14 protein-coding genes are annotated in these 13,664 nt (G+C 75.1%); 6 read left to right on the top strand and 8 right to left on the bottom strand.

Annotation, left to right across the window (positions count from 1 at the left end):
- Nucleotides 1–19: 19 nt before the first annotated feature.
- Nucleotides 20–757, top strand: a complete 738-nt coding sequence (locus LQ327_RS28740) for a TIGR04282 family arsenosugar biosynthesis glycosyltransferase (protein WP_230739766.1) — start codon at nt 20–22, stop codon at nt 755–757.
- A complete protein-coding gene (locus tag LQ327_RS28735) occupies nt 754–1,563 on the top strand; it encodes a methionine biosynthesis protein MetW (protein ID WP_230739385.1) in 810 nt (269 codons plus the stop codon). Before LQ327_RS28740 ends, LQ327_RS28735 begins: the two co-directional genes overlap by 4 nt.
- 49 nt (nt 1,564–1,612) lie before the next feature.
- On the opposite strand, the gene LQ327_RS28730 is transcribed toward LQ327_RS28735, so the two are convergent.
- Complete coding sequence (locus LQ327_RS28730; RefSeq protein WP_230739383.1) at nt 1,613–3,244, bottom strand: trypsin-like peptidase domain-containing protein; 1,632 nt, start codon at nt 3,242–3,244, stop codon at nt 1,613–1,615.
- A gap of 141 nt (nt 3,245–3,385) precedes the next feature.
- Here LQ327_RS28730 and LQ327_RS28725 point away from each other — a divergent pair, with 141 nt between their 5' ends.
- Nucleotides 3,386–4,873 carry a HAMP domain-containing sensor histidine kinase gene (locus LQ327_RS28725; RefSeq protein WP_230739381.1) on the top strand — a complete coding sequence of 496 codons (1,488 nt, stop codon included), beginning with the start codon at nt 3,386–3,388 and terminating at the stop codon, nt 4,871–4,873.
- Nucleotides 4,874–4,943: 70 nt separating this feature from the next.
- On the opposite strand, the gene LQ327_RS28720 is transcribed toward LQ327_RS28725, so the two are convergent.
- Nucleotides 4,944–5,138, bottom strand: coding sequence for a hypothetical protein (locus LQ327_RS28720; protein ID WP_230739380.1), 195 nt, complete (start codon nt 5,136–5,138; stop codon nt 4,944–4,946).
- Nucleotides 5,139–5,528: 390 nt separating this feature from the next.
- Here LQ327_RS28720 and LQ327_RS28715 point away from each other — a divergent pair, with 390 nt between their 5' ends.
- Complete coding sequence (locus tag LQ327_RS28715) at nt 5,529–6,428, top strand: heparin lyase I family protein (RefSeq protein ID WP_230739378.1); 900 nt, start codon at nt 5,529–5,531, stop codon at nt 6,426–6,428.
- Between the two features lie 90 nt (nt 6,429–6,518).
- On the opposite strand, the gene LQ327_RS28710 is transcribed toward LQ327_RS28715, so the two are convergent.
- The 5 genes from LQ327_RS28710 to LQ327_RS28690 all read right to left on the bottom strand — a co-directional run bounded on the left by LQ327_RS28710 (nt 6,519) and on the right by LQ327_RS28690 (nt 10,903).
- The gene (locus tag LQ327_RS28710) at nt 6,519–7,850 is read right to left on the bottom strand and encodes a HAMP domain-containing sensor histidine kinase (RefSeq protein ID WP_230739376.1); all 1,332 of its coding nucleotides are present in this window, start codon (nt 7,848–7,850) and stop codon (nt 6,519–6,521) included.
- Nucleotides 7,847–8,533, bottom strand: coding sequence for a response regulator transcription factor (locus LQ327_RS28705; protein WP_230739374.1), 687 nt, complete (start codon nt 8,531–8,533; stop codon nt 7,847–7,849). The genes LQ327_RS28710 and LQ327_RS28705 overlap by 4 nt, the downstream gene beginning before the upstream one ends.
- A gap of 8 nt (nt 8,534–8,541) precedes the next feature.
- The gene (locus LQ327_RS28700; protein WP_230739372.1) at nt 8,542–9,234 is read right to left on the bottom strand and encodes a response regulator transcription factor; all 693 of its coding nucleotides are present in this window, start codon (nt 9,232–9,234) and stop codon (nt 8,542–8,544) included.
- A gap of 84 nt (nt 9,235–9,318) precedes the next feature.
- Nucleotides 9,319–9,888, bottom strand: a complete 570-nt coding sequence (locus LQ327_RS28695; protein WP_230739370.1) for a hypothetical protein — start codon at nt 9,886–9,888, stop codon at nt 9,319–9,321.
- A gap of 61 nt (nt 9,889–9,949) precedes the next feature.
- Nucleotides 9,950–10,903, bottom strand: coding sequence for a helix-turn-helix transcriptional regulator (locus LQ327_RS28690; RefSeq protein WP_230739369.1), 954 nt, complete (start codon nt 10,901–10,903; stop codon nt 9,950–9,952).
- Between the two features lie 64 nt (nt 10,904–10,967).
- Here LQ327_RS28690 and LQ327_RS28685 point away from each other — a divergent pair, with 64 nt between their 5' ends.
- Complete coding sequence (locus LQ327_RS28685) at nt 10,968–11,924, top strand: DNA-3-methyladenine glycosylase family protein (protein ID WP_230739368.1); 957 nt, start codon at nt 10,968–10,970, stop codon at nt 11,922–11,924.
- Complete coding sequence (locus tag LQ327_RS28680) at nt 11,921–12,538, top strand: TIGR03086 family metal-binding protein (protein ID WP_230739367.1); 618 nt, start codon at nt 11,921–11,923, stop codon at nt 12,536–12,538. The genes LQ327_RS28685 and LQ327_RS28680 overlap by 4 nt, the downstream gene beginning before the upstream one ends.
- On the opposite strand, the gene LQ327_RS28675 is transcribed toward LQ327_RS28680, so the two are convergent.
- Nucleotides 12,522–13,583, bottom strand: a complete 1,062-nt coding sequence (locus LQ327_RS28675) for a YeiH family protein (RefSeq protein WP_230739366.1) — start codon at nt 13,581–13,583, stop codon at nt 12,522–12,524. The two genes, LQ327_RS28680 and LQ327_RS28675, sit on opposite strands and share 17 nt — an antisense overlap.
- Nucleotides 13,584–13,664 lie beyond the last annotated feature (81 nt).

The raw sequence follows: 13,664 nt of genomic DNA, 5'->3' as shown, positions 1-13,664 counted from the left end.
CGCCGCGAACGCGACGATCATGCAGGCCGACCAGGCAGGATCTCGCGGGTCCGGCGGCGACGCGGCCGTCCGTCGCGTCGTGCTGGTGCTCGCCAAGGCGCCGGTCCCGGGCCGGGCCAAGACGCGGCTGAGTCCGCCGGCGACCCCCGAGGGTGCCGCCGGACTGGCCGCCGCCGCGCTGCTGGACACCCTCGAGGCCGCGGCCGCGACGCCGGGCGCGCGGGTCGTCGTCGCCCTGGAGGGCTCGATCCCCGACGCCGTGCGCGCCGACGAGATCACCACCGCGCTGGCCGGGCACACCGTCGTGCCCCAGCGCGGGGACTCCCTCGGTGAGCGCATCGCCGCCGCCCACGCGGACGTCGCCGAGGCCTTCCCGGGCGCCGTCACCGTGCAGATCGGCATGGACACCCCGCAGCTCGACGCCGGACTGCTCGACGACGCGTTGCGCACGGTCGAGTCGCGGGCGACCGCTACGCTCGGCCCGGCCCTCGACGGCGGCTGGTGGGCGCTCGCGCTCGCCGACCCGCGGCACGCCGCGCTCATCACCGACGTCCCGACCTCCAACGACGACACCGGCCGGCTGACGCTCGCGGCGCTGCGGGCGGGCCTGGGTCACGACGCGGTGATCGAGCTGCCGCTGCTGTCGGACGTGGACACCGCCGACGACGCCGTCCGCGTGTCCGAACTCGTTCCCCACGGTCGTTTCGCCCGCGCGGTCGGCGACCTCCTGCCCGTGCCCGGAGGTGTCAGCCCGTGACGTCCCTGTCGCCGATGACGCAGCCGTTCGCCGTGGTCGACGCGGCCCGCGAACGCCCGGTCCCGCCGACGGCCGTCGCGGCCCTGGAGTACCCCGTGTCCGAGACGCAGCAGACCCAGTGCCCGGCGGTCGTGCCCGGCGGCGCCACCGTGTTCGACGCGGCCCTCGCCGGACGCAGCCACCGCCTCGTCCGCGCCGACGGGGTCGTGCTCCCGCTGGCCGTGCAGCGCTGGCAGGACGAGGCCGACGGCGACGACGGGTGGCTGCTCGAGCGATGTCTCGGCGCCACCCTCGATCTCGGCTGCGGGCCGGGCCGGCTCGTCGTCGCGCTGGCCGACCGCGGGGTGCCCGCCCTCGGCGTCGACGTCTCCGTGCAGGCCGTCGAGCGCTGCCTGCAGCGCGGGGCCGCGGTGCTGCACCGGGACGCGTTCGAGCGGCTGCCCGGCGAGGGCCGCTGGGAGCACGTCGTGCTCGCCGACGGCAACATCGGCATCGGCGGCGATCCGGTCGCCCTGCTGTGCCGCTGCCGGGACCTGCTCGCCGAGAACGGCACCGTGCTGCTCGAGGTGGAGCCCGGCGCGGAGTTCTGGCAGGGCGCCGCGCACCTGGTCAGCGAGGAGGGCCCGCGCGACGAGGCCGCGGGCCCGACCGGCACCTGGTTCCCGTGGGCGGTGCTCGGGCCGGCCGCCGTCGACGAGGTGGCGGCGGCCGCGGGGCTGTGGGTCACCGAGCGCTCGGCGCCCGAGGAGATGGACGCGACGGGGCGGTCGTTCGTGGTGCTTTCTAGGTGGCCTACGGCCTCGTGAGCACTAATTGATGCCCTGACGTCAATTACTGCTCACAAGCCGCAGGCACCTACCGGCCCCCGATCACCCGGCTCCCCAGCGTCACCGGGACCTGCCGGGGCGCCGCGCCCTGGCTGGCCACGGTCAGGGTGACCACCTGGTTCGGCGCGCTGGACTGGATCGCGGCGACGAGCGCGTTCGCGTCCTCGATCACCCGGTTGTCGACCTTCGTCACGAGGTCGCCCGGGACGATCCCGGCGGCCGCGGCGGGCGAGCCCGGCGTCACGACCGCGACGGTGGCGCCGCGCGGCCCGCCGTTCGCGAGCTGGACGCCGATGATCGCCTGGGTCGCCCGGCCGGTCTGGACCAGCTCGGTCGCGATCCGCCGCGCCTGGTTGACCGGGATGGCGAACCCCAGGCCGATCGAGCCGCCCTCCTGGCCCCCGCTGCCGCCGCCCGAGGGCACGCTCGCGATCGCGGTGTTGACGCCGATCACGTGCCCGGCCGAGTCGGCGAGCGGCCCGCCGGAGTTGCCCGGGTTGATCGCGGCGTCGGTCTGGATCGCGTCGATCGTGCTGTCCGCGCCGGACGAGGACCCGCCCGCCGCGACCGGACGCTGCAGCGCCGAGACGATCCCCGTGGTCACCGTCCCCTGCAGGCCCAGCGGCGACCCGATCGCGACGACGGCCTGCCCCTGGCGGAGCTTGTCGGAGTCCCCGAGGACGGCGGGCTGCAGTCCACTCATCCCGGTCGCCCGCACGACGGCGATGTCGGCCGCCGGCGCCGTACCGACCAGCGAGACCGGCGCGACACGCCCGTCGGAGAAGACCGCCTGCAGGGCGCCGCCCCGTCCCGCGGCGAGCACGTGGTTGTTCGTCATGATCAGGCCGTCCGGGGAGATCACGACGCCCGAGCCCTCGCCCGCCGCGCCGATGATCTGCACCGTGCTCGGCAGCACCGTCGACGCGATGGACTCCACCGAGCCCGCCGGTGCCGGGGGCAGGTCGTCGGACGAGCCGCTCGACGCGAGCGAGGTCCCGGAGGTGCCGCCCGCCGCGAGGGAGCCCGCGATCGCGCCGCCGATCAGCCCGGCGACCAGGGCGACGAGCGCGACCAGGATCAGCCCGGTCCGCCCGACGGCCCCCGCCCCCTCGCGACCACCGCCCCGGACCCGCTCGAGCAGTCCCGGGCGGGTGTGGTCGTCCCCGGGGTCGTAGGGGTCCGGGGCGGGCGTGCCGCCCCAGCCCGCGCCGGGGTCCGGGCCGGCGGTCCCGCCCCAGCCGGCGCCGGGGTCGGAGGGGAACCCGCCCGGTGGGGTCGCCGTCGTGCCCGACGACGACGGCCGTCCCCCGGCCGGGGTGCGTCCCCAGCCGTAGTCGGCCCCGTCGCCGGACGAGTACTGCGCCGCGGCCTCCGTCGTCGGTGAGTTCGAGGGCACGTGCCCACCGAAGGGCGCTCCCGCCCAGGACCGCGGCGCCACGTCGTCGCCCGCGGTGTCGCTCCAGCGCACGCCCGGCCCACTCGGGCGGGCGTAGCCGGTGCCGAGGCCGTGCTGCCGGTCGCCGGCCGGATCCTGGTCCGCCGGGTCGCCCGGCGACCACCGCTCGGTCTCCGGATCCTGGCCCGAGCCCCGGCCCGCGTCGTCCGGCTCGGCGCCCTCCGCCGGGCCGCCGCGCGGCGGGCGCGGGTCGCTCTCGCTCATGGCGCCCAGCCTCCCCCATGTCGACCGATCCGCGCCCGCCGGGAACGCCGTCGCCGGAGTGAACGCCCTCGGCCGGCCCGACGGCGCCCGGACCGGGGAGCCGACCCGCACACGACGGGTCATCCGGGAGGATCACGGGTGATGAGTACGACGACGGCCGCCGGGGACGCGGGCGGCGACGACCCCGTCCCGGACGGGGACGAGCCGGCCGAGCGCCCCGCCGCGCCGTCGGGCTGGCACACGCTGCTCGAGATCCCGCTGCGGCGCCGGGTCGCGATCCTGGTGTCGGTCGGGGCGGGCCTGCTCGTCGCGCTGGTCTCGGTGGCGGTGTTCTTCACGGCCTACCGCGCGCTCTACGACCAGCTCGACCAGAGCCTCGTCGAACGCGCCACCGCCGCCTCCTCCAGCGATCTCGCCGACCCGACGCTGCTGTTCAAGGTCGTCTCCTCGGACGCGCTGGCCGCGGGCGACTTCCGGGTCGCGATCGTCTCCGCCAACGGCCGGTGGATCGCCATCCAGGGCAGCCAGCCGCCGGTGGGCCAGCCGGAGACCGAGGTCGCGAACGGGATACCGCAGCCGCCGCGCACCGGCTTCGTCAACGGCGCGCCCTACCGCGTCGTCGCCGTGGGGGCCGGGCAGGGCCGCGCGCTGGTGCTGGCCCAGGAGCTGGAGCCCACGCGGCGGACGCTCTCGCGGCTGGCGATCGTGCTCGTCGTCGTCGGCGGGATCGGCGTGGTGCTCGCCGCGCTGGCCGGCGTCGCCATCGCGCGGGCCGGGCTGCGCCCGGTGGAGCGGCTGATCTCGGCGACGGAGCGGGTCGCGCGCACCGGGGCCCTGCAGCCGATCACGGTCACCGGCGGGGACGAGATCGCCCGGCTCACCCGCAGCTTCAACGCGATGCTGGCGGCGCTGGCGTCGTCGATCGAGCGGCAACGTCGCCTGGTCGCGGACGCCGGGCACGAGCTGCGGACCCCGCTGACGTCGTTGCGGACCAACCTCGAGCTGCTCGTCGCCGCCGAGGAGGGCGCCGCGTCGGGACGCCCGGACGCGCCGCGGCTCTCCGACGACGACCGCGCGGAGCTGACCGCCGACCTCCGGGCCCAGATCGACGAGCTCGCCCAGCTCGTCGGCGACGTCGTCGAGCTCGCCCGCGACGACCCGCCCGAGGTCGCGGCCGAGCACCTCGACCTGTCGGAGGTCGTCGAGCGGGCCCTGGACCGGGCGCGGCCCCGGGCCCCCGGGGTGCGGTTCGAGGCGCAGCTGGCGCCCTGCGAGGTGATCGGCGACGCCAGCGCCCTGGAACGGGCGGTGCTCAACCTGCTCGACAACGCCGCGAAGTGGAGCCCGCCGGAGGGGACGGTGCGGGTCGTGCTGCGCGAGGGCGTCGCCCCGGAGCGGCCGGGGACCGCGGTCCTCGAGGTCGCCGACGCCGGGCCGGGGATCGCTCCCGAGGAGCGCGACCTGGTGTTCGACCGCTTCTTCCGCTCCGCCGACGCCCGCACCATGCCCGGCTCCGGGCTCGGCCTCTCGATCGTGGCCCAGACCGCGGTCCGCCACCACGGCGGCGTCTCGGCGCACGAGGCACCGTCGGGCGGAGCGCTGCTGCGGTTCTGGATCCCGCGTGCCTAGGTGGCCTCCGGCCTTGTGAGCACAAATTGACGTCTGAGCGTCAATTACTGCTCACACGCGCGGAGCGCACCTACACGCTGTGGAGCCGGGTGCGGCGCGGGTGCTGACGACCTCTGACGGCGCTCACCGCGATCGCGGTCACCCCCTGCGCGAGGAGGTCGGCGGAGTCCACGACGCTCCTCGCGGCCCAGTTCGCCGCCCGCCGTGCGTCCTCCACCCCCGACAGGGCGGCCCAGCGCCCCGCGGTCGTGCTCCGGTCCGCCATCCGCGCGTCCCTCCCCTGAAGGCCGGAACCGGACGCGGTCCGCCACGGACCGTCGTCCCGGTCCGCGGTGTCACACCCGCCGGCCACCTCCCATGCTCGCGCTGAGTGAGAACGACTTCCATCAGAGGTCCGTGTGAGTGCCGCGGTTCAACCGTTCCCGCGAATGGCGGTGACGGCGGGCCGACGAGGCCCGTTCCGGCCACTCGCCGTCGTCGGTCCGACGGAAAAACCGCTGTCCGGGGAACGTCAGGGTCCACTCGTGCGCGAACTATTGTGTCCGCAACGCAAGCACTCTCGCCGTCGTCGCAACCCGACGCTCGACCGGTCGTTGAGCCGGACGAGGTATGTCGCCACGTACGGAGGTAGCACCACGATGACCTGCAGCGTCGCGTGACCGCTGTCTGCGATCGTCCGCCGCCGCAGGGTGGTCCGCCTCCCGGTGGCCCGGACCCGTCGCGGCTGCGGCTCATCCTCGCCGCGGTGCTCGCGGGTGCGGTGATCGTGCTGCCGCTGGTGCTGCTGACCGGGCACGGGTCGGGCGGGCCCGACGCGCCGCCCATCGCGACCTCGCCTCCACCGCCGCCGAAGCCCTCCGCCGCCCTGGTCGACCCCCTGGCCGCCGGGCGCCTGCTCGCCTCGCGCCCCGCGACCGGGAATGGCGTCCTGGACTCGACGATCGGCGACGTCGCGAGCCACTTCGACAACAGCGGCGGGGACGGCCTCGTCAACGGGGCCGCGCGCCCGAGCTTCGTCGACGGCAAGGCGATCACCTTCGCGATCCCGGGCGGCGGCGAGCGCTCCGAGGTGCTGCCGCTGCTGCCCGAGTACCACGAGGGCGACGACCTCTGGGTGCACGACGTCAGCACGCTGCACGGCCTGCCGACCGACACCCAGACCTGGCAGCTGGTCCTGCAGTGGCACCAGCGCGGCGGCACCGGCTCACCCCCGGTCGCGCTCGAGGCGGGGAAGGGGCGGCTGCGGCTCGCCAACGTCGGTACGGACGAGCAGGACGTGGGCGCGCTCGGCCCGAACGACACCATCGACGTCGTCGTGCACGTCCACTTCTCCCGCGACCCGGCGAAGTCCGTCGTGGACGTCTGGCGGGACGGGCTCCCGAAGGTCGTGAACTACCACCCGCCGCGCGGCACCATGATCGACGCCGGCGACTACCTCAAGGTCGGCCTCTACCGCGACCCCTCGATCACGCAGGACTCGTCGATGACGACGAAGCGGCTGGTGGTCGGACCCACGGACGCGTCGATCAACGCCACGGGGATCACGCCGCGCTAGGAGATCCACCCGCCGGAGCTGTCAGCGATGGTCCTTCGCTGACATGTGACGTCAGGATGAACCCTTCCTGACATGAGGCGACGCGCCCGATCACGCCACCGGCAGCGTCAGCACGAACACCGCCCCCGGCCCGCCGTCGTCGGGCGCCGTGCACACCAGGTCGCCGCCGTGCACCCGCGCCGCCTCCCGGGCGATCGCGAGCCCCAGCCCCGCTCCACCGCCGCGCCCACCCCGCGCGCCCCCGGACCGCGCCTCGTCCAGCCGCACCATCCGGTCGAAGACCCGCTCCCGCTCGCCGTCGGGAACCCCGGGCCCCTCGTCGCGGACCGCCACCGTCGCGACGCCGGCCGAACACCCCACGGTCACCGTCACCCGACCGTCCCCATGACGCCGGGCGTTGGTGATCAGGTTGGTCAGCGCCTGCCCGGTCAGCTCGGCGTCCACGGACACCGGCACCGCGCCACAGGCGTCGAGCACCGACGGATCGTCGGGGTGCAGCACCGCGTCCCGGTCGGTCTCCACGCGCACCAGCTCCACCAGGTCCACCTCGAGACGCTCCGGCCGCAGGCCCGCGTCGTAGCGCGCCAGGGTCAGCAGGTCGTCGACGATCCGCCCGGCCCGACGCGCGTCGCGGACCAGCAGCATCGCCAACCGTTCCCGCGCCTCCGGGTCGAGCTCGGGTGCGGTGCCCGCCTCGGCCGTCGCCGCGATCCCCGCCAACGGTGTCCGCAGCTCGTGCGCGGCGTCGGCGACGAAGCGGCGGGTGCTCGCCTCCGACGTCCGCGCCTGTGCCTCGGCGCCCTCGAGCGCGTCGAGCATCTCGTCGAACGCCGCGGCCGCGCGCCCGAGCTCGGTGTCGCGGCGCGCCGGCGTCAACCGCTCCCCCCGCCGCCCGCCGGCGATCGAGCGGGCCAGCGACGTCAGGGTGTCGAGCGGGGCCAGCGCCAGCCGCGTCGTCAACAACAGCGCCCCCGCCGCGACCACGACCGCGATCCCGCCGACCAGCAGCAGCACCCGCAGCAGCCGCCGCTCGGCCGCGCCCTCCAGCGAGGGGTCGGCGGTCAGCGTGACGGTGTCGCCGTTGGTGAGCCGGCGGGTGACACTGCGCCGGGCCGACGACGAGCCCGGGTCGCCGCGGTTGGAGGCCACGACCGAGCCGTCCGGGCCCCGCACCACCACCGCGACGCCGCCGCCGACCTCGACCCGCCGCACGATCTGATCCGGCGCCAGCCCCTGGTCGCCGAGCTGGACGGCCTGGAGCGCACGCCCGTTCAACGTCGTCAGCGCCTCGGACCGGGTCTGCACCGCGAAGATCAGGTCGGAGACCACGACGACCACCACGACGACGACCGCGACGACCGCGACCGACGTCGCCGTCACCCGCCGACGCAGCGAGGCGCCGCCCCACCGGTTCGGGGTCATGACGACGGCGCCTCCTCGGTGGCCTCCGCGCGCGCCACGTACCCCTGGCCACGCACGGTGTGGATCACCCGCGGCTCGCCGAGCTTGCGCCGCAGCGCGCTGATGTGGACCTCCACCACGTTGAGGTCGTACTCGTCCCAGCCCCACACCGCGCCGAGCAGCTGCGACTTCGAGCGCACCCGTCCGCGGTGCGCGACGAGGTCGTGCAGCAGCCGCAGCTCGGTGGCGGTCACCGGGATCTCCCGGCCGGCGCGGGTGACCCGCCCGGCGTCGGGGTCGACGACGACGTCCGCGACCTCCACCGCGTCCCCGACCCCACCGCTGCGCCGCAGCAGCGCCTCGACCCGCGCGATCAGCTCGGCGAGCGCGAACGGCTTGACCAGGTAGTCGTCGGCGCCCGCCCGCAGGCCGCGGACGCGGTCGGCCACGCCGCTGCGCGCGGTCAGCAGGATGACCCCGGCACTCGTCGCCCGGACGGCCGGCAGCAGCTCGTAGCCGTCGCGGCCGGGGAGCATGACGTCGAGGACCACCACGTCGGGGGTGAAGGTGGCGAGGTCGTCCTCCAGGCGGGCGCCGTCGGCGCGGGCCAGGACCTCGTGACCGACGCCGGTCAGCGCTGTCGTCACCGACGCCAGGATGGGTTCGGAGTCCTCGACGACGAGGACCCGCGCGGGTCGTTCCACGGCCCCGGTCAGCTGTCCTGACGCAGGACGTAGCCGACCCCACGCACGGTGTGGATCAGCCGCGACTCGCCCTCGGCCTCGGTCTTGCGGCGCAGGTAGCCGATGTAGACCTCGAGGGCGTTGCCCGTCGTCGGGAAGTCGTAGCCCCAGACCTCCTCGAGGATGCGGCTGCGGGTCAGCACCCGGCGCGGGTTCGCGATGAGCAGTTCGAGCAGCGAGAACTCGGTGCGGGTCAGTGTGATCGGCCGGTCGCCGCGACGGACGTCGCGGGTGACGGGGTCGAGCGAGAGGTCCGCGAACGTCAGCGGGTCCGGGTACTGGTCGCGGCCGGCCTCCTCCGGCGAGGTCCGCCGCAGCAGGGCCCGCAGCCGGGCGAGCAGTTCCTCGAGCGCGAACGGCTTGGCGAGGTAGTCGTCGGCGCCCGCGTCGAGCCCGGCGACCCGGTCGGAGACGGCCTCGCGCGCGGTGAGCACGAGGACCGGCAGGTCGTCCCCGGCGCTGCGCAGCCGCCGGCACACCTCGAGGCCGTCGAGGCGGGGCATCATCACGTCGAGCACGAGGGCGTCGGGACGCTCCGTCGTGATCGAGTCGAGGGCCTGCTGGCCGTCCGTGGCGAGCTCGACCTGGTACCCGTTGAACGCCAGGGACCGGCGCAGGGAATCGCGCACGGCCCGGTCGTCGTCGACGACGAGGATCCGCATGGGCACAGTGTGTACGGCCGTGCTGAGAAGGGGCTGAGCCCATGTGAACGGATTTGGTCGTCAGGGCGACCAAATCCACTCACATCAGAATTCGACCCGCATCAGCCCGACGACCTCGGCGCGCCAGTCGGCGTACGCCTTGCCGATGCCCTCGTCGCCCCCCGACGGCGGCGGTGTCTCCGACCGCCCGTCCCCGCGCAGCTTCGCCGCGATCTGGTCGGCGGTCCAGCTGTGGTCGACCGTCCGCACCGTGAGCCGCTCCGGCGCCCGCTCGGCGCGCAGCGCGTGGGCGAGGACGCGCATCAGGGCGACGCGGGCCTCGCGGTCGTCCGGGGCGTCCAGGTCGATGTTGGTCTGCCCGCCGACGAGGATCACCGTCGCGCCGGGCGAGAGGGTCGGCAGCACGGTCCCCGCGGCGCGGAAGCGCGACAGCAGGCCCTGGGTGAGGAACTGCTCGACCTTCGAGACGAGGCTTCCCTCGGGCGGGGTCATCGCCACCGGGAGCTGCACGTACGCGTCGAAGGTCTTCCCCGTGACCGCCTCGCCGAGCCGGTCGGGAGTGTCCACGACGACGACCTCGGCCCCCGTCGCCTTCACCGCCGACGAGACCTCGTCGAGCCGATCGCCGCCACCGGTCACCAGCACCGTCGTCATGGTCGGGAACCCTAGTTCTCCACCCCACGGCTCGTCAGCGCGCGAACGGCCGAAGATCGGTTCAGCCGTAGAGCGCGACGACGTCGGCCGCCCGTTCCGCCATCAGTGCCCGGACCTCGGGCGGCCCGAGGACCTCGAGGACCACCCCGAACCCGAGCAGGGCACCGACGGCCGCCCCGGCGGCCCGGAACGGCAGGCGCACGACGTCGGGTTGATCGTCCTGTTCCGGAGGGCCCACCAGCTGCGCCGTCACCACCCGCTCGACCATCGCCCGCCGTCCTGGGTCGACGCGCACCCGCACGGTCACCGCTTCCGGCGCCTGCTCGAGCCGGTCGCGCAGCTCGATCCACACCTGCTCCAGGTCGCGCTCGTCGGGACGGCGCGCGGGCGTCCCGGTCGCGGCGACCTCCTCGACCCGGCTCACCCGGAACATCCGCGGCGTCCCGCGCGCGGCGGCGATCAGGTACCAGGTGCCCGCCTTGCTGACCAGGCCGTAGGGGTCGACGGTGCGCCATCCCGGGTCGCCGGACGCCGGTCGGTACCGGATCCGGATCCGCTCGTCGGCGGCGACGACGCGCTCGAGCTCGGTGAGCGCCGCGTCGTCATCGGTCCGCTGCCCGGCCCGGTGCCACCCCTGCTGCTCGACGACGACGGTGCGCCGCGCCCGGGCGATGCCACCCCGCCGCGCCTCGGGCACCGCGGCGAGCAGCTTGCGCACCGCCGAGGCCACCGCGCGGCCGAGCGAGCCGCCCTGCTCGCCGTCGGTGAGCGCGAGCAGCGCCCGCATCTCGTCGTCGGTCAGCCCGCTGACGTCGGTCCGGAACCCCGGCATGAGCACCACCCCGCCGCGCCGGCCCCGCTCGACGTAGACGGGGACGCCGGCCGACGAGAGCGCCTCGACGTCCCGCGCGACGGTGCGGGTGGACACCTCGAGACGCCGGGCCAGCTCGGGCGCGGGCAACCGGCCGTGGGTCTGCAGCAGCAGGAGGGTGGCCAGCAGGCGGTCGGAGCGCACAGCTCCGAGATTCTCGCAGAATCGCGACAGCACGTGTCGGGTATTCGAGCGCATCGTGCTCGGCATGACCAGCACCCCAGTTGTCAGCGATGCGGCGTCACAGACGCTCGACGTCGGCAACTCCACATCCTCGATCCGCGCCACGACCCGCCACGTGATCCACCCCGAGGGCCCGTTCTCCCTCGACCTCGCCCGCACCGCGGTGATGCGCTGGGCCCCGGTCTCCCGCTTCGCCCGGGACACCGACCGGCCGTTCACCCTCGCGGCGATCGCCGACGACGACCTGCGCCCCGTCGCGTTCGCCCTCACCCAGGACGCCGTCGACGGGCCGGTCACCGTCGAGATCACCGGCAGCGGAGACCCGGACCGGGCCCGGCAGCAGTGCGCCCGCATCGTCTCGCTCGACCACTCCGCGGTCGGCCTCGACGCCGTCGCCACCCGCGACCCCGCCGTCGGGGAGCTCCTCGACCGCCACCACGGCCGCCGTCCCACCCTGTTCCCCAGCCCCTACGAGGCCGCCGCGTGGGCCGTGATCTCGCCGCGCATCGGCAAGACGCAGGCCGCCGCACTCACGCGGAGGATCGCCGCCGACCACGGCGAGACCCTCACGGTGGCCGGCGAGAGCGTCACGACCTTCCCGACCCCGGGCACGCTGCTCGGCCTCGACGAGATCCCCGGCCTGCCCCTCGAGAAGGTCCGGCGCCTGCACGGCGTCGCCCACGCGGCGCTCGACGGCGAGCTCGACGTCGCCCGCCTGCAGGCTCTGGGTCCCGACGGTGCCCGCGCCGCGCTGCGTCGGATCCGCGGCATCGGCGAGTTCTGGTCGTCCGGGATCTGGCTGCGCGCCTGCGGGGTGGTCGACGAGTGGCCCGACGAGCCGCTCGCCACCGCCGCGCTCGCCCGCATCCACGGCCGCGACCCGCACGACTACGACGACCCCGCGACCCTCGCCGCCGCCACCGCCCCGCTCGCGCCCTTCCGGATGTGGGTCGCGTTCCTGCTGCGGATGTCCGGCGAGTGACCACCACCCAGATCGACGAGGAGGCCCTCATGAACGACCCCCGCCCCGCCCTGATCCGCGCCGCCGCCCAGATCGGCGACCTGGTCACACCGGACATCGACCTCGACGCCCCCACCCCGTGCGAGGGCTGGACCGTCGACGACCTGCTCGCCCACCTCGTGACGGTCCACCGCCGCGTCGCGCACGTGGGCCGCGGCGGGCACCCGTTCGACCTCCCGCACCAGATCCGTCAGGACGACGCCGCGGCCTACGTCGCGGCGCTCGCCGACGGGCGCCGCGAGATCACCGAGGTCTGGGAAGCGGACGACGCGATCCTCGAGCGCGAGATGACCGTTCCCTGGGGGGTCGTCGCGGGCCGCGCCGCGGCGTGGGGCTACGTCCGTGAGCTCGCCGCCCACGGCTGGGACCTCGCCACCGCGCTCGGCGCGGCCGACACCCTCGACCCGGAGCTCGCCGCCGTCGTCGTCGACCGGGTCCGCGAGACCCTCCCCGCCGATCCACGCGGCGGGGACATCCCGTTCGGACCGGTCGTCGAGGTTCCCGACGACGCCGGGCCCTACGACCGGCTCGTCGGCTGGCTCGGCCGCGACCCCGCGATCACAGTGACCCGCTGAGCGCCTGCAGACCCAGGCTCGAGGCACCGACCAGCGCCCACAGGCACGCCCCGAGCAGCAGCGGGCGGACGCCGGCGCGGCGCAGGTCGGAGAACCGCAGCGAGAGGCCGATGCCGGCGAGCGCCGTCGTGATGAGGAAGGTGCCGACGGCGGTCAGGGCCGGGTGCCACGACGTGGGCACCACCCCGACCGTCGTCAGCGCCGACGCCACGACGAACCCGATGAGGAACGGCGGGACGAGCCGCCGCCACGGCAGCCGCTGGCTGCCGCCCGGGACAGCCGCACCGCCCCGGCGTCGGGACACCCAGAACGCCACCGCCATGACGACCGGAATGATCATCAGGCTGCGGGTGAGCTTGACGACGACGGAGTACGGACCGGCATCGCCGCCGTAGGCGTACCCGGCGGCGACCACCGAGGAGGTGTCGTTGATCGCCGTGCCCGCCCACAGGCCGAACGCGTGCGGGTCGAGCCCGAGCAGGTGCCCGAGCGGCGGGTAGGCCAGCACCGCGACGATGTTGAAGACGAAGATCGTGCCGATCGCGTAGGCGACGGTCGACTCCTTCGCCTTGAGCACCGACTGCGTGGCCGCGATCGCCGAGGCGCCGCAGATCGCGGTGCCGACGCCGATCAGCATCGTCGTGTCCCGCTCGATTCCGAGCAGCCGGCCCACCAGCCACGCTCCGCCCAGCGCGACCGCGAGCGTCCCGAGCATCACCGGCAACGACGACGAGCCGACCGACGCCACCTGCCGCAACGACAGCGTCCCGCCGAGGACGACGATCGAGGCCTGCAGCACCGGCTTCGCGGCGAACGTGAACCCCGGCCGCCACCGCTCGCCGGGATGCAGCACGGCCGCGACCAGCACCCCGATCACGATCCCGAACACCGGGCCGCCGACGACGGGGACCTCGGTCCCGGCCGCGGTCGCCACCCCGGCGACGACGAGCGCGACGGCGAGGCCGGGGAGGCGCTCGCGGACCGCTCGTCCATGACCCGACGCGGGAGCGAGATGTGGCCGGGTGACGGTCTCCGGAGTGGCCATCGGGGCTCCTCGCTCGTCGTCGCGCCGAGTAAATGTCCGTACTTTTATGTCCGGACATTAGGTGGGGGACGATGTACGGTC

Source organism: Actinomycetospora endophytica (assembly GCF_021026375.1).
In the GTDB taxonomy this organism is placed as follows: Bacteria; Actinomycetota; Actinomycetes; order Mycobacteriales; family Pseudonocardiaceae; genus Actinomycetospora; species Actinomycetospora endophytica.
This window is presented reverse-complemented; position numbering and strand designations above follow the sequence as displayed.